This window comes from Streptomyces sp. NPDC005761 (assembly GCF_040630635.1).
Lineage (GTDB): Bacteria > Actinomycetota > Actinomycetes > Streptomycetales > Streptomycetaceae > Streptomyces.
This window is the reverse complement of record NZ_JBEXXX010000030.1, coordinates 23,519-44,539: the sequence shown is the minus strand read 5'-3', so window position 1 is coordinate 44,539 and position 21,021 is coordinate 23,519. Positions and strand designations below refer to the sequence as shown.

20 protein-coding genes are annotated in these 21,021 nt (G+C 70.1%); 4 read left to right on the top strand and 16 right to left on the bottom strand.

Annotated features, from left to right (window positions below; all coding sequences use genetic code 11):
• Positions 1-23: 23 nt before the first annotated feature.
• The gene (locus ABZ434_RS24860; RefSeq protein WP_359140905.1) at positions 24-725 is read left to right on the top strand and encodes a DUF2470 domain-containing protein; all 702 of its coding nucleotides are present in this window, start codon (positions 24-26) and stop codon (positions 723-725) included.
• A 9-nt stretch (positions 726-734) separates the two neighbouring features.
• On the opposite strand, the gene ABZ434_RS24855 is transcribed toward ABZ434_RS24860, so the two are convergent.
• The 4 genes from ABZ434_RS24855 to ABZ434_RS24840 form a co-directional block, all read right to left on the bottom strand.
• Positions 735-2,120, bottom strand: coding sequence for a replication-associated recombination protein A (locus tag ABZ434_RS24855; RefSeq protein ID WP_359140901.1), 1,386 nt, complete (start codon positions 2,118-2,120; stop codon positions 735-737).
• 70 nt (positions 2,121-2,190) lie between these two features.
• On the bottom strand, positions 2,191-2,826 hold the full coding sequence (locus ABZ434_RS24850; RefSeq protein WP_359140898.1) for a vitamin K epoxide reductase family protein: 636 nt from the start codon (positions 2,824-2,826) through the stop codon (positions 2,191-2,193).
• Positions 2,827-3,174: 348 nt separating this feature from the next.
• Positions 3,175-4,437, bottom strand: a complete 1,263-nt coding sequence (hisS, locus tag ABZ434_RS24845; RefSeq protein ID WP_359140895.1) for a histidine--tRNA ligase — start codon at positions 4,435-4,437, stop codon at positions 3,175-3,177.
• A 13-nt stretch (positions 4,438-4,450) separates the two neighbouring features.
• The gene (locus tag ABZ434_RS24840) at positions 4,451-5,137 is read right to left on the bottom strand and encodes an MBL fold metallo-hydrolase (protein WP_359140892.1); all 687 of its coding nucleotides are present in this window, start codon (positions 5,135-5,137) and stop codon (positions 4,451-4,453) included.
• A gap of 148 nt (positions 5,138-5,285) precedes the next feature.
• Between ABZ434_RS24840 and ABZ434_RS24835 the strand changes: the two genes are divergently transcribed.
• The 3 genes from ABZ434_RS24835 to ABZ434_RS24825 all read left to right on the top strand — a co-directional run bounded on the left by ABZ434_RS24835 (position 5,286) and on the right by ABZ434_RS24825 (position 8,365).
• Positions 5,286-6,083: a peptidylprolyl isomerase gene (locus tag ABZ434_RS24835; RefSeq protein ID WP_359140890.1), complete on the top strand. Its 798-nt coding sequence runs from the start codon at positions 5,286-5,288 to the stop codon at positions 6,081-6,083.
• A 240-nt stretch (positions 6,084-6,323) separates the two neighbouring features.
• Positions 6,324-7,553 carry a DUF349 domain-containing protein gene (locus tag ABZ434_RS24830; RefSeq protein ID WP_359140888.1) on the top strand — a complete coding sequence of 410 codons (1,230 nt, stop codon included), beginning with the start codon at positions 6,324-6,326 and terminating at the stop codon, positions 7,551-7,553.
• 206 nt (positions 7,554-7,759) lie between these two features.
• Positions 7,760-8,365 carry an ALF repeat-containing protein gene (locus ABZ434_RS24825; protein WP_359140885.1) on the top strand — a complete coding sequence of 202 codons (606 nt, stop codon included), beginning with the start codon at positions 7,760-7,762 and terminating at the stop codon, positions 8,363-8,365.
• A gap of 60 nt (positions 8,366-8,425) precedes the next feature.
• Here ABZ434_RS24825 and ABZ434_RS24820 read toward each other — a convergent pair whose 3' ends face one another.
• The 12 genes from ABZ434_RS24820 to ABZ434_RS24765 all read right to left on the bottom strand — a co-directional run bounded on the left by ABZ434_RS24820 (position 8,426) and on the right by ABZ434_RS24765 (position 20,972).
• Entirely contained in the window at positions 8,426-10,993 is a 2,568-nt protein-coding gene (locus ABZ434_RS24820) for a bifunctional (p)ppGpp synthetase/guanosine-3',5'-bis(diphosphate) 3'-pyrophosphohydrolase (RefSeq protein ID WP_359140882.1), read from the bottom strand.
• Between the two features lie 169 nt (positions 10,994-11,162).
• Positions 11,163-11,714, bottom strand: coding sequence for an adenine phosphoribosyltransferase (locus ABZ434_RS24815; RefSeq protein ID WP_351002167.1), 552 nt, complete (start codon positions 11,712-11,714; stop codon positions 11,163-11,165).
• Positions 11,711-12,814 carry a protein translocase subunit SecF gene (secF, locus tag ABZ434_RS24810; protein WP_359140879.1) on the bottom strand — a complete coding sequence of 368 codons (1,104 nt, stop codon included), beginning with the start codon at positions 12,812-12,814 and terminating at the stop codon, positions 11,711-11,713. Before secF ends, ABZ434_RS24815 begins: the two co-directional genes overlap by 4 nt.
• A gap of 1 nt (position 12,815) precedes the next feature.
• On the bottom strand, positions 12,816-14,558 hold the full coding sequence (gene secD / locus ABZ434_RS24805; RefSeq protein ID WP_359140876.1) for a protein translocase subunit SecD: 1,743 nt from the start codon (positions 14,556-14,558) through the stop codon (positions 12,816-12,818).
• Positions 14,559-14,704: 146 nt separating this feature from the next.
• The gene (yajC, locus tag ABZ434_RS24800) at positions 14,705-15,190 is read right to left on the bottom strand and encodes a preprotein translocase subunit YajC (RefSeq protein ID WP_359140873.1); all 486 of its coding nucleotides are present in this window, start codon (positions 15,188-15,190) and stop codon (positions 14,705-14,707) included.
• A 164-nt stretch (positions 15,191-15,354) separates the two neighbouring features.
• A complete protein-coding gene (gene ruvB, locus ABZ434_RS24795; RefSeq protein ID WP_359140870.1) occupies positions 15,355-16,428 on the bottom strand; it encodes a Holliday junction branch migration DNA helicase RuvB in 1,074 nt (357 codons plus the stop codon).
• A gap of 80 nt (positions 16,429-16,508) precedes the next feature.
• Positions 16,509-17,135 (bottom strand): Holliday junction branch migration protein RuvA, encoded by a 627-nt coding sequence (ruvA, locus tag ABZ434_RS24790; protein WP_359140867.1) that lies wholly within the window; start codon positions 17,133-17,135, stop codon positions 16,509-16,511.
• Positions 17,132-17,707, bottom strand: a complete 576-nt coding sequence (ruvC, locus tag ABZ434_RS24785; protein ID WP_359140865.1) for a crossover junction endodeoxyribonuclease RuvC — start codon at positions 17,705-17,707, stop codon at positions 17,132-17,134. Before ruvC ends, ruvA begins: the two co-directional genes overlap by 4 nt.
• A 124-nt stretch (positions 17,708-17,831) precedes the next feature.
• Positions 17,832-18,584 carry a YebC/PmpR family DNA-binding transcriptional regulator gene (locus tag ABZ434_RS24780; protein WP_329226742.1) on the bottom strand — a complete coding sequence of 251 codons (753 nt, stop codon included), beginning with the start codon at positions 18,582-18,584 and terminating at the stop codon, positions 17,832-17,834.
• Between the two features lie 61 nt (positions 18,585-18,645).
• A complete protein-coding gene (gene pdxT / locus ABZ434_RS24775; protein WP_359140862.1) occupies positions 18,646-19,239 on the bottom strand; it encodes a pyridoxal 5'-phosphate synthase glutaminase subunit PdxT in 594 nt (197 codons plus the stop codon).
• Positions 19,240-19,245: 6 nt separating this feature from the next.
• A complete protein-coding gene (gene pdxS / locus ABZ434_RS24770) occupies positions 19,246-20,166 on the bottom strand; it encodes a pyridoxal 5'-phosphate synthase lyase subunit PdxS (protein WP_359140859.1) in 921 nt (306 codons plus the stop codon).
• Positions 20,167-20,426: 260 nt separating this feature from the next.
• Positions 20,427-20,972, bottom strand: a complete 546-nt coding sequence (locus tag ABZ434_RS24765; protein ID WP_359140856.1) for a hypothetical protein — start codon at positions 20,970-20,972, stop codon at positions 20,427-20,429.
• Positions 20,973-21,021: the final 49 nt, after the last annotated feature.

Sequence of the window (21,021 nt, the reverse complement as noted above, 5' to 3'; positions counted from 1 at the left end):
CCAGCGGGCTTGAAAACACTCGGATGCCGTCAGCAGCCGAGCGCACACGAACTCTCGTACAGAGTACCTGCTCCGCGGTGCTGCTCGTACCCGGGCTCGATTCCGCGGGACCGGACCAGCTGACGCCGCTCTCCCGGACCGTGGGCGCGGACGGAGATCTCTTCCTCGAATTCCCCGCCAATTCCCCCGTCGTACGGGCTGCCACACGCGCCCAGGACGACGAGCTGGCGGCCGTACTGGAGATCTCGGACGTCGCCCCGGTCTCCGTACCGCACCGCATCCGCGGCCGCGCCCGGGTCTGCGGGTGGCTCACGTCCGTGCCCGGCATGGCAGGGCCCGGTCGGATGCTGCTGCGGCTGGAGACGGGCGAAGCCCACGTCGAGGACCTCTGGGGTGCCGAGGCGGTGGAACCGGAGGAACTGCGGGACGCGGCCGCCGACCCGCTCGCCGCCCATGAGGCAGAGCTGCTGCAGCATCTCCACGCGGCCCACGGCGAACGGCTGGGGACCCTGTGCGAGCTGCTCGGCGAACGGGCCGACCGGGCCGGGGCGGGAAACCGGCCGTCCGTGGTACCGGTGGCGCTGGACCGTCGCGGACTGCGGGTCCGCTTCTTCGAACGGAACGGCCCCTGCTTCGACGCCCGCTTCGAGTTCCCCGAACCCGTGCGCGACATGGTGGAGCTGCGCCATGCCATGCGCACCCTCTTCGACGCCGCCGCGCGCTGAGACCGGCCCCTACGCGCCGTCCGGCGCGCTCGCGCCGCCGTCGGTGTCCGCGCGGCCCAGACGCTCGCGGACCCGGTCGGCCACATCCGCGTACCGCGCCTCGGCCCCGTAACGCGTGGGCCGGTAGTAGCGCTTGTCGCTCACCGCGTCCGGGGCGTACTGCTGGGCGGCGATGCCGCCGGGGACGTCGTGCGGATAGACGTAACCCTGCGCGTGGCCGAGCTTGGCGGCGCCCTTGTAGTGGCCGTCGCGCAGATGGGCCGGGACCGGTCCTGCCAGTCCCTTCCGTACGTCGTCCTGGGCCGCGGAGATCGCCAGCGTCGCCGCGTTGGACTTCGGGGCGAGCGCCAGAGCGATGGTGGCGTGGCTGAGCGTGAGCGCCGCCTCCGGGAAGCCGATCATCGCCACCGCCTGGGCCGCCGCGACCGCGGTGGGCAGCGCCGTGGGGTCGGCGAGACCGATGTCCTCACTCGCCGAGATCATCAGCCGGCGGGCGATGAACCGTGGGTCCTCCCCCGCCTCGATCATCCGGGCCAGGTAGTGCAGCGCCGCATCGACGTCGGAGCCGCGGATCGACTTGATCAGCGCACTCGCCACGTCGTAGTGCTGGTCGCCGTCCCGGTCGTACTTCACGGCCGCCCGGTCGACGGTCTCCTCCAGGGTGACGAGGCTGATCTCATCCTCCTGCTTGGAGAGCGCCGCACCGGCCGCCGCCTCCAGTGCCGTCAGCGCCCGGCGCGCATCGCCCCCGGCGATGCGCAGCAGATGCTCCTCCGCGTCCTCGGGCAGTGTCACCGCGCCGCCGAGGCCGCGCTCGTCGGTCAGGGCCCGGCGCAGCAGATCACGGAGATCGTCGTCGGTCAGCGACTCCAGCGTCAGGAGCAGCGAGCGCGACAGGAGCGGGGAGATGATCGAGAAGTAGGGATTCTCGGTGGTCGCGGCGATCAGCGTGACCCAGCGGTTCTCCACGGCCGGGAGCAGTGAGTCCTGCTGCGCCTTGGAGAAGCGGTGGATCTCGTCCAGGAAGAGGACGGTCTCCTTGCCGTAGCCGCCGGTGGCGCGACGGGCGCCCTCGATCACGGCCCGTACTTCCTTGACGCCCGCGGTGATCGCCGAGAGCTCGACGAATCGCTTGTTCGTGGCCTTGCTGACCACGTATGCCAGGGTCGTCTTCCCGATGCCGGGCGGGCCCCAGAGGATCACCGACGAAGGGCCGGCCGGCCCCCCGCTCCCCTCGCCGACCAGGCGGCGCAGTGGCGAGCCCGGCTTGAGGAGATGCTGCTGCCCCATGACCTCGTCGAGGGTACGCGGACGCATCCGGACAGCGAGGGGGCTGCTGGACGGGTCCTTCTCCTGGCGGTCTTCGGCAGCTGCGGTAAAGAGGTCGGGCTCCACACTTCGAAGCCTATGTCACCGCACTGACATCCCGGCCGGGCCGGTGGGACCCGCAGCGGGGGCGGGACCGTCAGCTGGTCCAGAAGTCCCACCAGCGGGTCAGGATCAGCATGCCGATGATCCCGATCCACAGGACCGGGGGCACCCAGTGGAACTCGGCGAGCCCGTTGCGCAGCCAGCGCGGCGCGGGGATGATCCCGTGCTTGATGTTGTGCGTGGTGATGTAGCAGAACATCAGGATCGTGGCGACCCAGGCCAGGCAGCACCACAGGCACAGCGAGTTGATGTTGTACAGCGACTGGTACTGGAGCCAGGTGCAGAAGCCCACGCCGAACAGGGTGCCCGCGTTCATCCCGAGCCAGTACCAGCCGCGGAAGCGTGCGCCCGCGAGCAGCGCCAGACCGATCCCGATGATCACGGGGTAGGTGGCCATGCCGAGCCACGGATTGGGGAATCCGAAGGCCGACGCCTGCTCGCTCTTCATGATGTTGCCGCAGGCCACCACGGGGTTGAGGCTGCACCCCGGGACGAAGCTGGGGTCCTCCATCATCTTGAGCTTGTCGAGCGTGATGACCCAGGCGGCGAGGAGTCCGGCAGCGCCCGTCACGACCAGCAGCAGTGCCAGCGCGCGACTGCCGCCGATGGTCCGCTTCCCGCCGTCCTCGTCCTGGTCGGAGGAGGGGTGGTCAACCGCTGCAGTCGTCATATCGCCGTTCCGTCAGTGAGTGGCCTGCTGGGGCACCGACATTGTGCCGTACGGCCGCACCGGTCTTCCGTTCGATGAACATAAAGATGCCCGGACGGGTGCGGGCTCACAAGGCTCGGAACAACGGGGTGTCAGGCCCTCACCGCCGTGACGAGGGGCTCTGCCACCCTGTCGGACGGAGTCGGTCCCACCCGTTGGTGTCACTGACGCCCCGGGACCGGAATCGCCCGGCGGGATGAATCGGCGACCGCCGAATTGACGGGCGGGGGAACCGGACACCCTCGGACCGCCGTCGAGACGGGCGCTCCCCGGTCGCGGGCGGACTCTCGCCCGCCCGCGACGGATGTGTCACGCGAGGCGCGTACGGACCGCCTCGGCCACCTCGGCCAGGGGAACGGCCGTCTGCTCGCCGGACTCCATGTCCTTGAGCTGGACCATCCCCTCGGCCAGATCGCGTTCACCGGCCACGATGGTGAAGCGTGCGCCCGATCGGTTGGCGCTCTTCATCGCGCCCTTGAGGCCGCGGCCCCCGAACGCGAAGTCCGCGGCCACGCCCTCGCGGCGCAGCTGCGTGACGACGCCGAACAGCACGCGCCGTGCCTCCTCACCGAGCGGCACGGCGAAGACGCTGGTGGTGGAGGGGAGTTCGAGCTCGATTCCCTCGGCCTCCAGCGCGAGCACGGTGCGGTCCACGCCGAGCGCCCAGCCGACGGACGGCAGCGCGGGGCCGCCGATCATCTCGGACAGGCCGTCGTAGCGGCCGCCGCCGCCGACCGCCGACTGCGAGCCCAGACCGTCGTGGACGAACTCGAAGGTGGTGCGGGTGTAGTAGTCGAGGCCGCGGACGAGCCTCTCGTCGTCCTCGTACACCACGCCTGCCGCGTTGAGCAGGCTCCGGACCTCCTCGTGGTACGCCTTGCAGGCGTCACACAGGTAGTCGCGCAGCACGGGGGCACCGGTCAGCTGCTTCTGGACCTCGGGGCGCTTGTCGTCGAGGACCCGGAGCGGGTTGATCTCGATGCGCCGACGGGTCTCCTCGTCGAGGTCGAGGTCGCGCAGGAAGCCCTGGAGCGCTTCGCGGTAGACGGGCCGGCACTCCTTGTCGCCCAGCGAGTTCAGCAGGATGCGGAACTCGCGCAGCCCCAGGGTGCGGTACGCCTGGTCGGCGAGGATGATCAGTTCGGCGTCCAGGGCCGGGTCCTCGGCGCCGATCGCCTCGGCACCGACCTGCGAGAAGTGGCGGTAACGGCCCTTCTGCGGGCGCTCGTAGCGGTAGTACGAGCCGGAGTACCAGAGCTTCACCGGCAGGTTGCCGAGCTTGTGGAGATTGGCCTCCAGGGCGGCCCGCAGCACGGAGGCCGTGCCCTCGGGACGCAGGGCGAGCTGGGAGCCGCCCTTGGTGGTGAGGGTGTACATCTCCTTGGACACGATGTCGGTGGACTCGCCGACGCCGCGGGAGAAGAGGGCCACGTCCTCGAAGCCGGGCGTCTCGATGTAGCCGTAGCCGGAGTTCTTCAGCGGAGCGGAGATCGCCTCGCGCACCGCGAGGTACTTCGCGGAGTCGGGCGGGGTCAGGTCGTACGTGCCCTTGGGGGCCTTGAAGGTGCTCACGATTTCGCTCTCGTCACATTCCTCGTCGGGGCGCGTCCACACCGCTCAGATACGGGTTGGTGGCGCGCTCGCGGCCGATGGTCGTCTGGGGGCCGTGGCCGGACAGCACCACGGTCGAGTCGTCGAGCGGCAGGCACACACGGGCCAGCGACTCGAGGAGCTCGGCGTGGTCGCCGCCGGGCAGGTCGGTGCGTCCGACGGAGCCGGCGAAGAGCAGGTCGCCCGAGAAGAGGACCTGCGGAACATCCGCGGCCTCGGGCATCCTGAACGTCACCGACCCCTTGGTATGGCCGGGCGCATGCGAGACGCCGAACTCCAGACCGGCCAGCAGCAGCCGCGCGCCGTCACTGAGCTCCTTGACGTCGTCCGGCTCCCCCACGGTGAGCTCGCCCATGAGCGGCATCCCGATGGAACGGCCGAGGGCCTTCTCCGGGTCGCTCATCATGTAACGGTCCGCGGGGTGGATCCAGGCGGGGACGTCGTGCGCGCCGCACACCGGCACGACCGAGGCGACGTGGTCGATGTGGCCATGGGTGAGGACGACGGCGACGGGCTTCAGCCGATGCTTCTTCAGCGCTTCCTCGACGCCGGAGGCGGCCTGGTGGCCCGGGTCGATGATCACGCACTCCTCACCTGCGGCGGGGGCGACCAGGTAACAGTTGGTCCCCCAGGCCCCGGCGGGGAACCCGGCAATGAGCACGATCGTCCTTAATGGTCGTCCGACGAGGGAGGTCGGCTGCGAGGTCGCAGCAGTTCAGAGCCTACCGGCGCTCCTCATTCCACAGCTAACCCATATACGGTACGGGGCAACCCAGGCCCGATCACACGACGTACAAGGAGATCACCCGGTGGTCAGCAGCGATCAGCGGCGGCGGCAGCTCGCCAGGGAGAAGTTCGAGCGGCAGCAGCAGCGCCGGGAGGACGCCCGTCGAAGGACGAGGCGGCTGACCGTCGTCATCGCCTCCGCAGTGGCCGTGGTGGCGGTCATCGGCGGTGCCACGTACTTCGCCACCAGCGGCGACGACGACAAGGACGACAAGGCCGGTGCCGCCGCGAGCCAGAGCCCGTCGGCCTCGCCCTCTCCCTCGGTGAGCGAGAAGACGGCGCCCGAGCCCGCGATGAAGATCGACAAGAAGTCGAAGTACACGATGTCGCTCAAGACGAGCCAGGGCGACATATCGTTCGAGATGGACGCGGCGAAGACCCCGCACACGACGAATTCCTTCAAGTCGCTGGCCGACAAGAAGTTCTTCGACGGCACGAAGTGTCACCGGCTGACCACGGACGGCATCTTCGTCCTGCAGTGCGGTGACCCGAAGGGCGACGGAACCGGTGGCCCCGGCTACACGATTCCGGACGAGAACCTGACCGCGCTGGGCAAGGCGGGCGCCGACGGCACGGTCACGTACCCGGCCGGCACGGTGGCGATGGCCAACACCGGCCAGGCGCACACCGGCGGCAGCCAGTTCTTCCTCGTCTACAAGGACAGCAAACTGCCGCCCAGCTACACGCCGTTCGGCACGATGGACAAGGAGTCCCTCGCAGCCGTCGAAGCCATCGGCAAGTCGGGCGTGACCGGCGGCGGCGCGGACGGTGCTCCGAAGAAGGCCGTGAACATCTCCAAGGCGGGCGTCGACAAGGCCTGATCCCCGGCGCGATGAGCCCGGCCGTCCGCACCCGGTGCGGCCGGCCGGGACCGGCCGGCGCGGGGGTGAGTGCGCCCGCATGTCCCGGCCGGTCCAATTTCAGCCGCGCTGAGTGCGGACAGCCGGGCGGCCCGTCGCCTAGATTGGCGTTGTGCAGGGCGGGCGCAGCCCGCCCCAGGAAACTGTGGACGATGCCAAGGGGGGCGAACCCCCTCATGGGCATCAGGTGGAGGAGGCGCTGTGAGCAGCGACCCGTGGGGCCGTGTCGACGAGACAGGCACCGTGTACGTGCGTACAGCCGATGGCGAGCAGGTCGTCGGATCGTGGCAGGCCGGCTCTCCGGAGGAGGCCCTGGCTTATTTCGAGCGCAAGTACGAGGGCATTGTGGTCGAGATCGGCCTCCTCGAACGGCGGGTGAAGACCACCGACCTGTCGGCGAAGGACGCGGCCACCGCCATCGAGCATCTGCGCGGACAGGTCGACGAGCACCATGCCGTCGGCGATCTGGACGCACTGCGCAAGCGGCTGGACGCGCTGGTCGCGACGGTCGACGCGCGGCGCGAGGAGCGCAAGGCCCAGAAGGCGAAGCAGACCGACGAGGCGAAGCACGCCAAGGAGGCGCTGGTCGTCGAGGCCGAGGAGCTGGCGCAGAGCGAGCAGTGGCGCTCCGCGGGTGAGCGGCTGCGTGCGCTGGTCGACACGTGGAAGGGCCTGCCGCGGCTCGACCGCAAGTCGGACGACGAGCTGTGGCACCGCTTCTCGCACGCGCGCTCGGCGTTCTCCAAGCGCCGCAAGGCCCACTTCGCCTCGCTGGACGCCCAGCGCGAGGAGGCCCGCAAGGTCAAGGAGAAGCTGGTCGTCGAGGCCGAGGCGCTCTCCGGGTCCACGGACTGGGGCGCGACCGCTGCCCGCTACCGCGACCTGATGACCGACTGGAAGGCGGCGGGCCGCGCCCAGCGCGAGGCCGAGGACGACCTGTGGGAACGCTTCCGCGGCGCCCAGGACGTCTTCTTCGCCGCGCGCAGCGGAGTCTTCGCGGAGCGTGACGCGGAGCAGGGCGGGAACCTCGAGCTCAAGGAGGAGCTCGCCACAGAGGCCGAGAAGCTGGTGCCGGTGAAGGACCTGAAGGCGGCCAGGGCCGCGTTCAGGACCCTCAACGAGCGCTGGGAGGCCATCGGCCACGTACCGCGTGACGCCCGCCCGAAGGTCGAGGGGCGGATGCAGGCGGTGGAGCGGGCGCTCCAGGAGGCCGAGGAGTCGGAGTGGCGCCGGACCAACCCGGAGGCACGGGCCCGTGCCGCGGGCCTGACGGGGCAGCTCCAGGCGGCCGTCGACAAGCTGCGTACGCAGATCGACACCGCTCGTGCCTCGGGCAACAACGCGCGTGCCGACAAGCTGGCTCGTGAACTGGAGGGCCGGCAGGCGCTCCTGGACCAGGCGCTCAAGGGCCTGGAGGAGTTCGGCGGCTGACGCCTCCTCACGTCGTCCGGGGGGCCTTCCCGCGTTCACGCGGGGAGGCCCCCTTCGCGTGTGCGGACGGCAACGAAACACCGTGATCGCTGCCGGAACCTGGCAGTGATCCGAGGCAGGGACAGACGTCAGGATCTTCGCACCGGCACGCTGCGTGCAGTTGCCGGAACCGCCGAGATCACCACGACGTTGAGGCAGGTCCACAGATGAGACTGACCCGTGCCGCTCTGACCGTAGCGGCCGCCGCGCTGGCCCCGGCCCTTCTGCTGACGGGTCCGGCCTTCGCCGCCGGGACGGCGGCCCCGTCCACCGCCGTCCCGGCCACGCAGGCGGAAGACGGCTCCGATACACCGGTCGCCGAGATGTCCGACGACGACCTCCGGGTCGCGATCCTGCGCATCCTGGCGGACGAGGAGAGCGGCAGGCGGGTCGTCCGGGAGGCCGGCGAGGCCTTGGACAACGGCACGTCGGAGGCCATGCGGTACTTCCTGGAGACCGGCTACCCGCTGGCCCGGGCGGAGGACGACCGCGTCGCCCTCTTCCGCATCCTCGCCGACCCGGACTCGGGCAAGCGGGTCGTCAACGAGGTCAACGCACTCCTCGACGGCGGTACCGCGGCGGACATACGGCAGTGGCTGGAGACCGGCTACCGACTCGCGCAGGCGGAGGACGACCGCGTCGCCCTCTTCCGCATCCTCGCCCGTCCCGGGATCAGCGAGGAGCTGCGTGCGGCGGTCGTCGAGGTGGTCGAGGGCACGCCGGAGGAGATGCGGTACTTCCTGGAGTACGGGCAGTTCGAGGTCACCGCGTAACCGGACGCCGCCCGCCGGCGACAGGGGCCGAGGCCTCGTCGCCGGCGGGACCGCCGGGTACTACGGCCTGCGGGCCGAGGTCACCCGGTACACGTCGTAGACGCCCTCGACGCCGCGTACGGCCTTCAGGACGTGCCCCAGGTGCTTGGGGTCGCCCATCTCGAAGGTGAAGCGCGAGGTGGCCACCCGGTCGCGGGACGTCTGCACGGCCGCGGACAGGATGTTGACGTGCTGGTCCGACAGGATCCGTGTGACGTCCGAGAGGAGCCGGGACCGGTCCAGCGCCTCTACCTGGATGGCGACCAGGAAGACCGAGGACTGGGTGGGGGCCCATTCGACCTCCAGGATCCGTTCCGGCTGCTGCGAGAGCGAGTCCACGTTGACGCAGTCGGCCCGGTGCACGGAGACGCCGCTGCCGCGGGTGACGAAGCCGATGATCGGGTCGCCGGGTACGGGCGTACAACAGCGGGCCAGCTTGACCCATACGTCCTCGACACCCTTGACGACCACGCCCGGATCGGCGTTGGAGCGGCGCTTGTTGCGTCCGTGCGAGGGCGGTGAGCTCTCCGCCAGGTCCTCGTTGGCCGCGTCCTCGCCGCCGAGTGCCTGCACCAGCTTCTGCACGACGCCGGCCGCTGCCACGTGTCCCTCGCCGATCGCGGCGTAGAGGGACGAGATGTCGGGGTAACGCATCTCGTGCGCGAGCGTGACCAGGGAGTCGCCCGTCAGGATCCGCTGGATCGGCAGGTTCTGCTTGCGCATGGCCCGGGCGATGGAGTCCTTGCCCTGCTCGATCGCCTCGTCGCGGCGCTCCTTGGAGAACCAGGCACGGATCTTGTTGCGGGCGCGCGGCGACTTGACGAAGCCGAGCCAGTCACGGGAGGGCCCGGCGCCGGCGGCCTTGGAGGTGAAGACCTCCACCAGGTCGCCGTTGTCGAGCGTCGACTCGAGCGGTACGAGCCGCCCGTTGACCCGCGCCCCTATGGTCCGGTGGCCGACCTCCGTGTGGACGGCGTACGCGAAGTCGACCGGTGTCGCCCCCGCGGGGAGCGCTATGACGTCGCCCTTGGGTGTGAAGACGAAGACCTCGTTGCGGGAGAGGTCGAAGCGCAGGGACTCCAGGAACTCGCTGGGGTCCTCGGTCTCCTTCTGCCAGTCCAGGAGCTGGCGCAGCCACGCCATGTCGTTGACGGTGTCCTGGCCGCGGCCGGTGTTCTTGGGGACGTCGGTGCGCACCTTGGAGGCGCCCGCGACGGCCTCCTGCTTGTACTTCCAGTGCGCGGCGATGCCGTACTCGGCGCGGCGGTGCATGTCGAACGTACGGATCTGCAGCTCGACGGGCTTGCCACTGGGGCCGATCACCGTGGTGTGCAGCGACTGGTACATGTTGAACTTGGGCATCGCGATGTAGTCCTTGAACCGGCCGGGGACCGGATTCCATCGCGCGTGGACCGTGCCGAGCGCCGCGTAGCAGTCGCGGACCGTGTCGACGAGCACCCGGATGCCCACCAGGTCGTAGATCTCGGCGAAATCACGGCCCCGCACGATCATCTTCTGGTAGACGCTGTAGTAATGCTTCGGCCGTCCGGTGACAGTGGCCTTGATGCGGGCGGCGCGCAGGTCGGACTGGACCTCGTCGGTCACTATGGCGAGGTATTCGTCGCGCTTGGGCGCCCGCTCGGCGACGAGGCGGACGATCTCGTCGTACATCTTGGGGTAGAGGATCGCGAAGGCGAGGTCCTCCAGCTCCCACTTGATGGTGTTCATGCCCAGGCGGTGGGCCAGGGGGGCGTAGATCTCCAGCGTCTCGCGGGCCTTCTTCTCCTGCTTCTCCCGCTTGAGATACCGCATGGTGCGCATGTTGTGCAGCCGGTCGGCGAGCTTGATGACGAGGACCCGGGGGTCCTTGGCCATGGCGACGACCATCTTGCGTACGGTCTCGGCCTGCGCGGCCTCGCCGAACTTGACCTTGTCCAGCTTGGTCACGCCGTCGACCAGGAGGGCGACCTGGTCGCCGAAGTCGCGGCGCAGCGTGTCCAGGCCGTACTCGGTGTCCTCGACCGTGTCGTGCAGCAGCCCCGCCATCAGGGTGGCCGGATCCATACCCAGCTCGGCGAGGATCGTCGTCACGGCGAGCGGATGCGTGATGTACGGGTCGCCGCTCTTGCGCTTCTGGCCGCGGTGCCAGCGCTCGGCGACCTGATAGGCGTTCTCGATCTGGCGCAGCGTGGACGACTCGATCTTGGCGTCGTTGCTGCGGACGGTACGCAGCAGGGGTTCCAGTACCGGGTTGTACGGGCTGGAGCGCTGGACGCCGAGGCGGGCCAGCCTGGCCCGGACCCGGTTGGACGAGCCGCCGCTGCGGGTCACCGGGCCCGTGGGGGCGGCCGGCCCCGTCGCGGGCTTGGCGGGCGGCTTCGGTGCTGTGGGGGCCGGGGAGGCAGGGACGGCCGGCTGCGCGGGGGAAACGGGCGCGGGTCCGTTCGCCTCGGCGGCGGCCGGGCCCGTGCCGGGCTCGGGCGCCGGGGGCTTCGGCTTCTCCGCGGGCTGCTGCTTCGCGGGCGTGGCTGGGGCCGCCGCGGGCTTGTCGGGCTGCGGGGCGGCGACTGGCTGGGCCTCGTCTGGCAAGAGCGCTCCTCGTGCGGATCCGGACACCCGGAAAGGCCATCGTATCGACCCTGCGGCCGGAGCTCCCCCGGGGACGGTGAGAGCCCTCACAACGCGAAACGGGCACCCGGTTGTTCCCGGGTGCCCGCAGCGGTGTGCGAGTGGCTGAGCGACCGCCGTCCGGCAGCCGTCAGACCGTGATCAGGGCTTCGAGCGGAGCACCCTGCAGGTGCGGTGCCAGGCGTTCGCGGCCGGCCAGGAATCCCAGCTCCATGAGGACGCAGACTCCCGCGACCGTGGCGCCGGCCCGTCGGATCAGCTCCAGCGAGGCCCCGGCGGTGCCGCCGGTGGCCAGGACGTCGTCGATGACCATGACGCGGTCGTCGGCCGACAGGTCCTCCGCGTGGACCTCGATCTCCGCGGTGCCGTACTCCAGCTCGTACGCCTGCCCGAGCGTGGCTCCCGGCAGCTTCCCGGCCTTGCGGACGGGGATGAAGCCGAGGCCCGCCCGTACCGCGACCGGTGCGGCCAGGATGAAGCCGCGGGCCTCCAGGCCGACGATCTTCGTGGCACCGTGCCGTACGCACAGTTCCGCGAGGGCGTCGGTGAGGGCCGTGAACGCGACCGGGTCCGCCAGCAGCGGTGTGATGTCCTTGAACATCACACCCGGCTTCGGGTAGTCCGCCACGTCACGGATCCGGCTGAGCAGGAGATCCCTGGTGCTCTCGGTGGTGCTGGTCATCGACGCTTCCCCGGGGTCCGGCCGTGGCCCCTGGGGGGCTCCTGGCGCTGGCCGACGACCGCACCGGCGGGCGCGGCGTCCTCGGGGGACCGCTCGTCCTCCTGCTCGGCCTCGTTGAGCTCGCCCTTGGCAGCGGCCGCGGCGCGCTTGGCAAGGATCCGCTTCTTCAGCGCCTTCATCTGCGGTTCGCGTTCCTTGAGGTCGGCGACCAGCGGAGTGGCGATGAAGATCGAGGAGTACGCACCGGCGGCGAGGCCGACGAAGAGAGCCAGCGAGATGTCGTTCAGCATGCCGGCGCCGAGGACGCCGCCACCGATGAACAGCAGACCGGCCACCGGCAGCAGGGCGACGACCGTGGTGTTGATCGAGCGGACCAGCGTGCCGTTGATGGAACGGTTGGCGATCTCGCTGTACGTCCACCGGGTCTGCTTGGTGATCCCCTTCGTGCCCTCCTTGAGGCTGTCGAAGACGACGACCGTGTCGTAGAGGGAGTAACCGAGGATGGTCAGCAGACCGATCACCGTGCCCGGCGTGACCTCGAAGCCGACGAGCGCGTAGATGCCGACCGTGATGGTGATGTCGTGGATCAGCGCGACGAGGGCCGCGATGGCCATGCGCCATTCGAAGGCGATCGCCAGGTAGATCACGACGAGGACCATGAAGACGCCGAGGCCGGTCCAGGCCTTGTTGGCGATCTGCTCACCCCAGCTGGGGCCGACCAGGTCGGCGGCGATCTTCTCTTCCGGGACGGAGAGGCTCTTGGAGAGCTCGCCCTTGATCTGGTCGGACTTCGCGGTGTCGACCTCGGTGATCTGGATACGCAGACCACCGTTGCCCAGCTTCTGGACGATGGCCTGGTGCCCGGAGGCGTCGGACGCCACTTCCTCGGCCTTTTCGACGGACACGCTCGTCTTCGGAGTGGTGAAGACGGCACCGCCCTTGAACTCGATGCCCATGTTCAGGCCGCTGACCGCCAGGCCGACGATGGCCGTGATGGTGATCAGGATCGAGATGCCGTACCAGATCTTGCGGTTGCCGATGAAGTCGTAGCCGACCTCGCCGCGGTAGAGACGGGCGCCGAGATTGCCGAGTCGCGACATCTCACGCCTCCTTCGGGTCGGTGGGGGCGTTGACACGGCGCGAGCGGCGCAGCGGCGGCTTGGCGCCGAGCCGCTTCGGGTCCAGTCCGGACCACGGGTGACCGCTGGCGAAGAACTTCGTGCGGGCCATGAGCGTCATGACGGGCTTGGTGAAGAGGAAGACCACGACCACGTCGAGCAGGGTGGTGAGACCCAGCGTGAACGCGAAGCCCTGGACCTTGCCGACGGTGACGACGAAGAGCACGGCCGCCGCCAGGAACGACACGAAGTCGGAGACGAGGATCGTGCGCCGGGCGCGCGGCCAGGCCCGCTCGACGGCCGGGCGGAGGGTGCGGCCCTCGCGGATCTCGTCCCGGATGCGTTCGAAGTACACGATGAACGAGTCCGCGGTGATACCGATCGCCACGATGGCGCCGCAGACCGCCGGCAGGTTCAGCGCGAAGCCGATGGCCGGGCCGAGCAGCGACATGATCGTGTAGGTCAGGATGCCGGAGACCAGGAGGCTGAGCAGGGCGATGAAAGCCAGCCCGCGGTAGTAGGCCACCAGGTAGATGACGACCAGGGCCAGGCCGATGGCGCCGGCGATGAGTCCTGCGCGGAGCTGCTCCCCGCCGAGGGCTGCGGTGACGGTGGTGACGCTCTGCTCCTGGAAGGAGAGCGGAAGCGCACCGTAGGAGAGCACGTTGGCGAGGTCCTCGGCGGACTGCTGGGTGAAGCTGCCGGAGATCTCGGCGTTGGCGCTCAGCGCCTGGCTCACGGAGGGCGCCGAGACGACTTCGCCGTCGAGCGCGATGGCGAACTGGTTCTGCGGCGACTGCTGCTGGGCGAGCTTGCCCGTCGTCTTGTTGAACTTCTTGGCGCCGCCGCCGGTGAACTCCATCTGAACGATCCACTGACCGGTCTGCTGGTTAATCGCCGCCTTGGCGCTGTCGACGTCCGTGCCGTCGACCTCGGCCGGGCCGAGCACGTACTTGGCGCTGCCGTCCTGCTCACAGGCGACGACCGTGTCGGTGGCCTTGGTGCCCTGGCTCGCCTTGGAGCGGGAGGCCTTGCTGGAGCAGTCCAGGGCCTCGAACTTCTTCTGCAGATCGGCGGCTGCCGCCTGCTCCTCGGCGGAGGCGGTCGGTGTGGAACTCGCCTTCGGCGTGGTGCTGGCCTTCGGCGTCGGCGTGGGGTCCGCCTTCAGGGCGCCGGTGACCGCGCGGCCCTGGGTGGTGGCGCTCGCGGTGGGCTTCGCGGACGGGCTGCTCGCCTTGTCCGAGGCGGAGGCGCTCGGCTTGGCGGACGGGCTGGCCTTGTCGGTGGACGAGGCGCTCGGCGCGGGCGTCGGCGTTCCCTGGGCGACGGTCAGCACAGGCCGGAAGTAGAGCTTCGCGGTCGTACCGACCTGCTCACGGGCCTGGGCGGAGTTCGTCCCCTTGGGGATGTTGACGATGATGTTGCGATCGCCCTGGGTCTGGACCTCGGCCTCGGAGACCCCAAGACCGTTGACGCGGCGTTCCATGATCTGGACCGCCGTGTCCATGTTGGTCTTGTTGATCGCCGACTCCTGGCCGGGCTCGGCCTTCGCCTCCAGCGTGATGGACGTGCCGCCTGCCAGGTCGATGCCGAGTCGCGGCGTCGGCTGGTCGGCCAGGAACATCCCGCCGGTGAGAGCGACCATGGCGATCAGGATCAGAGCCAGGGAACGCCCCGGCCTGCCCTGACCGCCGGCCGGTCCTCGGCCCTTCTTCGGTGCTGCCACCTTCTCGTTTCTCCCTGTCCAACCGCCCCGCGCCGGGTACGCGCCCGAGCGGCCACGAAGTTTAGTGGGGACCCGCCCCCGCGGAAGACCGCACGGTCCGGGGATGGCCGGATGCCTGTGGGCTCACGGCATCCCCGGGTCGTGTGCTACTTAGCGTCGGCCTCGCCGTCGGCCTTGCCGTCGGACTTCTTGTCGGCCTTGTCGTCGGCCGGCTCCGCGTCGTCCGCCTCGGTCTTCTTGACCAGGTCGGTCTTCGCGTCGTCCGCGTCGTCCGCGGCCTCGGCCTCGGCCTCGGTCAGCGAGGAGGCGTCGTCCGGCACGACCGCGCCGTCGACGTCGAGCTCCTCCACGTCGCCGTGGACGATGCGGTTGTACTCCGCGTCGTCCAGGACGGCGCCGATGGCGTTCTTCGCGTAGATGGCGTGCACGCCGGGGGCGACCTCAAGGAGGACCGTGTCCTCGTGAAGCTCCTTGACGGTGGCGTACATGCCCCCGATCGTCCGGACGCCGGTGCCGGGCTGCATTTCATTGCGCATGTTCGCAGCCGCCGCCTGCTTCTTCTTGGCGGACCGCGTCATCAGGAACATGGCCCCGATGAGCACGATGAAGGGGAGGAGAGTCACGGGATTCACGGGACGATTTTCCTTCGCACGACCGCGCTGGAAGGCGGCCTGGTCTACGGGGGTGGGTACACCGACCTTTAAGGGCGGCATCGGCGGAGTCTAAGCGAGTCCGCATCGATGGAACAACGCCCAGCATGGCACCGTGGTTCCTCTGTGGGTCAACCTGTGATGCATCACGCCCCGAACAGGCCCTGTTGTCCCTTTCCGCCGTGCTGCGGAGGAACCAGCCCGAGGTGGGCCCAGGCGGCCGGGGTGGCGACACGCCCCCGCGGCGTCCTGGCCAGCAGTCCTTCCCGTACGAGGAAGGGTTCCGCGACCTCCTCGACCGTCTCGCGCTCCTCGCCCACGGCGACCGCGAGCGTGGACAGGCCGACCGGTCCGCCGCCGAAGAGTTTCAGCAGGGCACCGAGCACCGCCCGGTCCAGCCGGTCCAGTCCCCTGGCGTCGACCTCGTACACCCGCAGAGCCGCGGCGGCGATCTCCCGGTCGATCCTGCCGTCGGCCTTGACCTGGGCGTAGTCCCGGACCCGGCGCAGCAGCCGGTTGGCGATGCGGGGCGTCCCGCGGGAGCGCCCGGCGATCTCGGCGGCGCCCTCGACGTCTATCGCGACGTCCAGGAGACCCGCCGAGCGGTGAATCACCCGTTCCAGTTCGGCCGGGGCGTAGAACTCCATGTGCCCGGTGAAGCCGAAGCGGTCGCGCAGCGGGGGCGGCAGCAGTCCGGCCCGGGTGGTCGCGCCGACCAGGGTGAAGGGCGGCAGCTCCAGCGGGATGGCGGTGGCCCCCGGGCCCTTGCCGACGATCACGTCGACCCGGAAGTCCTCCATGGCCATGTAGAGCATCTCCTCGGCGGGCCGGGACATGCGGTGGATCTCGTCGAGGAAGAGGACCTCGCCCTCCTGGAGCGAGGACAGGATGGCCGCCAGGTCCCCCGCGTGCTGGATGGCGGGGCCGGAGGTGATCCGGATCGGCGCGTTCATCTCCGCGGCGATGATCATCGAGAGGGTGGTCTTGCCCAGGCCGGGGGCGCCGGAGAGCAGCACGTGGTCGGCCGTGGCACCCCGGGCGCGGGCCGCCTTGAGGACCAGGTCGAGCTGTTCGCGCACCTTCTCCTGACCGACGAACTCGTCGAGGTCCTTGGGGCGCAGCGCCGCCTCGACCGCGGTGTCCTCGCCGTCCGCGCCGGCGTCGACGAGCCGCTCGTCGAGGAGCTCGTCGGTGTCGGGTCCGGTCTCGTCCCAGTTCATCTCGTCAGTCCCGCCTCGGGTGTTTCGGTGCCGGGCCGTGGGGTGTCCGGCCGGGCGTCAGGGGTGTTGCCCGGTTTCGCTCAGCGCGCGCGGTTGAGGCTCTGCAGGGCGGCGCGCAGCAGCTGCGGCACGGGCGGCTGACCACCCTCCGCGAGGGCAGCCTCCGCCTGCGGCGCCACGGCGGACACCGCCTCGTCCGCCTCGCGGGTGGCGTAGCCGAGTCCGATCAGTGCGGCGTGCAGCTGGTCGCGCCAGGAGGCGGAGACCGCGGTGCCGATGCCCTGCTGGCCGATGTGGGCGCCGAGCGGCTCGCCGAGCCTGTCCTTCAGTTCGAGCAGGAGCTTCTGGGCGCCCTTCTTGCCGATGCCGGACACGGCGGTGAGCGCCTTCTCGTCGCCGGTGGCCACGGCGATGCGCAGGGCGTCCGGGCTGTGTGTGGCGAGCATCGCCTGGGCGAGCCGCGGTCCGACCCCGCTGGCGGTCTGAAGGAGCTCGAAGACCTGCCGCTCGTCGTCGTCCGCGAAGCCGTAGAGCGTCAGCGAGTCCTCCCGGACGACGAGGGACGTGGCGAGCTTGGCCTCCTTGCCGATGCGGAGGCCGGCGAGGGTGTTCGGTGCGCACTGGACGGCCATGCCGATGCCGCCGACCTCGATCACGGCCGTGGTCGGGGCGAGCGCGGCGACGGGGCCGCTGACGAAGGCGATCATCGGGGGACCTTCCGGACGGGTGCTGCTGCGGTGCGCGGGACGCGCGGGGTGCGGGCTGCCGCTGCGGCGGCCGCGTGCGCCTGCTGGAGGCGGTTGAGCGCGGGGGCGCGCCAGATGTGGCAGATGGCGAGGGCGAGGGCGTCGGCGGCGTCCGCGGGCTTCGGAGGGGCGTCCAGGCGCAGGAGCCGGGTCACCATGGCTCCGACCTGTGCCTTGTCCGCCCGTCCACTGCCGGTGACGGCAGCCTTGACCTCGCTGGGCGTGTGCAGGGCGACCGGAATGCCACGGCGGGACGCGCAGAGCATGGCGACCGCACTGGCCTGGGCGGTGCCCATCACCGTACGCACGTTGTGCTGGGCGAACACCCGCTCGACTGCGACGTACTCGGGCCGGTGCTCGTCGAGCCACTCCTCGATGCCGCGCTCGATGGCCACCAGCCGGTCGCCGAGCTCGGCGTCGGCCGCTGTGCGCACGACGCCCACGCCGACCATCGTCAGGGGCCGGCCCGCGACGCCTTCGACGACTCCGACGCCGCACCGGGTGAGCCCGGGGTCCACGCCGAGTACCCGCACGATGCGTCCCCTCCCTGCCGATCGGTCAACTGTTCCCGCAGGCTATCGGCTCGCACTGACAATGCGACGGGCCGACGGGGTGTGTCCCCGTCGGCCCGTCCACAGAAGCTGCGCTGGGCGCGACTCAGGCGTCGACCTTCTCCATGACCTCGTCGGAGACGTCGAAGTTGGCGAAGACGTTCTGGACGTCGTCGCTGTCCTCCAGCGCGTCGATCAGCTTGAAGATCTTGCGCGCACCCTCTTCCTCCAGCTCGACCTGCATGGTCGGGACGAAGTTCGCCTCGGCCGAGTCGTAGTCGATGCCGGCCTCCTGCAGCGCGGTGCGGACCGCGACCATGTCGGTGGCCTCGCTGAGGACCTCGAACGTGTCACCGAGGTCGTTGACCTCCTCGGCGCCGGCGTCGAGCACCGCACCGAGCACGTCGTCCTCGGAGAGTTCACCCTTGGGGACGATGACTACGCCCTTGCGGTTGAACAGGTACGAGACCGAGCCCGGGTCCGCCATCGAACCGCCGTTGCGGGTCATGGCGACACGGACGTCGGACGCGGCACGGTTGCGGTTGTCGGTGAGGCACTCGATGAGCACCGCGACGCCGTTCGGTCCGTAGCCCTCGTACATGATCGTCTCGTAGTCGGCGCCACCGGCCTCGAGGCCGGCACCGCGCTTGACCGCCGAGTCGATGTTCTTGTTCGGGACCGAGCTCTTCTTGGCCTTCTGGATGGCATCGAAGAGCGTCGGGTTGCCGGACACGTCGGCACCGCCGGTGCGGGCCGCGACCTCGATGTTCTTGATCATCTTCGCGAAGAGTTTGCCGCGCTTGGCGTCGATCACGGCCTTCTTGTGCTTCGTCGTAGCCCATTTAGAGTGGCCGGACATCTGCCTTCTCCTTCGCGTCACCAAATTCCGTACGAACCCGAGAGATCCTACCGGGGTCGAGTCAGCTGACTGCGCGCACCATGTCGACGAAGTACGCGTGAACCCGGTGGTCCCCGGTCAGTTCCGGGTGGAATGACGTGGCAAGGGCGTTTCCCTGCCGTACCGCCACGATGTGGCCCCCGTGCTCGGCCACCACCTCGGCCTCGGCACCCACGGATTCGACCCAGGGGGCGCGGATGAAGACGCCCTCGACCGGGCCGCCGTCGATTCCGGTGACCTCGACGGCCGCCTCGAACGACTCGTTCTGCCGCCCGAAAGCGTTACGCCGCACGATCATGTCGATGCCGCCGATGGTCTCCTGGCCCGAACGCGGGTCCAGGATCTTCTCCGCGAGCAGGATCATCCCGGCGCAGGTGCCGTAGACCGGCATCCCGGCCCGCGCCCGCTCGCGCAGGGGTTCCAGCATGCCGAACAGGGCGGCCAGTTTGGACATGGTGGTGGACTCGCCGCCCGGGATGACCAGGCCGTCGACCTCGGCGAGTTCTTCGGGACGCCGGACCGGCCTGGCCAGGGCATCCGCCGAGGCCAGGGCGATCAGGTGTTCCCGTACGTCGCCCTGGAGAGCCAGGACTCCGATCACAGGGGTGTCGCTCATCAGTGACTACCAGCCACGGTTGGCGTAGCGCTCGGCCTCGGGCAGGGTGTCGCAGTTGATGCCGACCATGGCCTCGCCCAGGTTGCGGGAGGCATCCGCGATGATCTTCGGGTCGTCGTAGAACGTGGTGGCCTTCACGATGGCGGCGGCGCGCTTGGCCGGGTCGCCGGACTTGAAGATGCCGGAGCCGACGAAGACGCCCTCGGCACCGAGCTGGCGCATCAGCGCGGCGTCGGCCGGGGTGGCCACGCCGCCTGCGGAGAAGAGGACGACGGGGAGCTTGCCGAGCTCGGCGACCTCCTTGACCAGCTCGTACGGGGCGCGGAGGTCCTTGGCGGCGGCGTACAGCTCGTTGTTGTCGTAGCCGCGCAGCCGGGCGATCTCGTTCTTGATCTGGCGCAGGTGACGGACGGCCTCGACGACGTTGCCGGTGCCCGCCTCGCCCTTCGAGCGGATCATGGCCGCGCCCTCGGCGATGCGGCGCAGGGCCTCACCCAGGTTGGTGGCACCGCACACGAACGGGGTGGTGAACGCGAACTTGTCGCTGTGGTTGACCTCGTCGGCTGGGGTGAGGACCTCGGACTCGTCGATGTAGTCGACGCCGAGGGACTGCAGCACCTGGGCCTCGACGAAGTGTCCGATGCGGGACTTCGCCATCACCGGGATGGAGACGGACTCGATGATCTCCTCGATCATGTTCGGGTCCGACATCCGGGCCACGCCGCCGTCCTTGCGGATGTCGGCAGGCACCCGCTCCAGGGCCATGACGGCCACGGCGCCCGCGTCCTCGGCGATCTTCGCCTGCTCGGCGTTGACGACGTCCATGATCACGCCGCCCTTGAGCTGCTCGGCCATCCCGCGCTTGACGCGGGCGGTGCCGGTGGCGGGGGCGTCGGTGGACTGCGGGGTGGCGGGGTTCGTGGACACGGATCGACCTCACTCGGAGAAACGGCTGCTGAACGTGCAGGACTGATGCACTGCAGAGCAAACTCTCCGGCACCAGTCCACAGCAAGGGCCAATGGAAGGCCGGTGGATCGTTTTGGCCCGGTGGACCGTTCCTGGGCACGTCGGATCGGTCTTTGGCCTGCCGCACCGGTTCACCGACCGGTGCGGCGGAAGGCGCGGGCGTGCCGTGCCCGCCCAGGTGCGGGGCGGGCGTGCCGTACCCGTGCCACACCTGCCGCCGTCAGCTGACCGGCCGGTCCGCGAGGGCGACCGGCGGCTCGTCGTCCATCTCGAAGGCCAGCGGGAACGGGGCATGCCCGGCGAGCCGGAACCAGCGCACCGTCCGGTGCCGGCGCAACGCACGCGCCGCCCGCACCGCGTCGTTGTGGAACCTGCGCGCCATCGGGACCCGGCGCACGGCCGCCGCCAGCTCGGAGGCGGCCTCCTCGCCGCCGGGAATCTCCTTCACCGCATCGACCTGCGCCCTCTCGCCGAACACCGCGCGCAGAGCGGTACTCAGCTCGCTCTCGGCGACCTCGCGGTGCTCCTCCTCCGACTGACGGGCGGCGTGGGCGGCCTCGTACAGCACGATGGAGGCCGCCGGGTCGAGGACCCCGGACGTGGCGAGTTCCTGGGTGACCGAGGCGCGGCGCAGCAGTTGGGCGTCGAGTGCGGCGCGGGCCGCGTCGATCCGGGTGTGCAGCCGGTCGAGGCGACCCGCGGTCCAGCTGAGATACAGGCCGATCGCGATGAGTACGACGACGGTCCAGATGAGGGTTTCGGTCACGGGCGGCAAGGCTACCGGTGAGCGGGCGCGCCCCTGCTCCCCCGGAGGG

Bases quoted from the DNA above. Each gene is read 5' to 3' on its own strand.
- ABZ434_RS24860 (WP_359140905.1), top strand. From the start codon at position 24: ATGCCGTCAGCAGCCGAGCGCACACGAACTCTCGTACAGAGTACCTGC.
- ABZ434_RS24825 (WP_359140885.1), top strand. From the start codon at position 7,760: ATGAGACTGACCCGTGCCGCTCTGACCGTAGCGGCCGCCGCGCTGGCC.
- ABZ434_RS24780 (WP_329226742.1), bottom strand. From the start codon at position 18,584: ATGTCCGGCCACTCTAAATGGGCTACGACGAAGCACAAGAAGGCCGTG.
- ruvA (WP_359140867.1), bottom strand. From the start codon at position 17,135: ATGATCGCCTTCGTCAGCGGCCCCGTCGCCGCGCTCGCCCCGACCACG.
- ABZ434_RS24850 (WP_359140898.1), bottom strand. From the start codon at position 2,826: ATGACGACTGCAGCGGTTGACCACCCCTCCTCCGACCAGGACGAGGAC.
- pdxT (WP_359140862.1), bottom strand. From the start codon at position 19,239: ATGAGCGACACCCCTGTGATCGGAGTCCTGGCTCTCCAGGGCGACGTA.
- ABZ434_RS24815 (WP_351002167.1), bottom strand. From the start codon at position 11,714: ATGACCAGCACCACCGAGAGCACCAGGGATCTCCTGCTCAGCCGGATC.
- secF (WP_359140879.1), bottom strand. From the start codon at position 12,814: ATGTCGCGACTCGGCAATCTCGGCGCCCGTCTCTACCGCGGCGAGGTC.
- ruvB (WP_359140870.1), bottom strand. From the start codon at position 16,428: ATGAACTGGGACGAGACCGGACCCGACACCGACGAGCTCCTCGACGAG.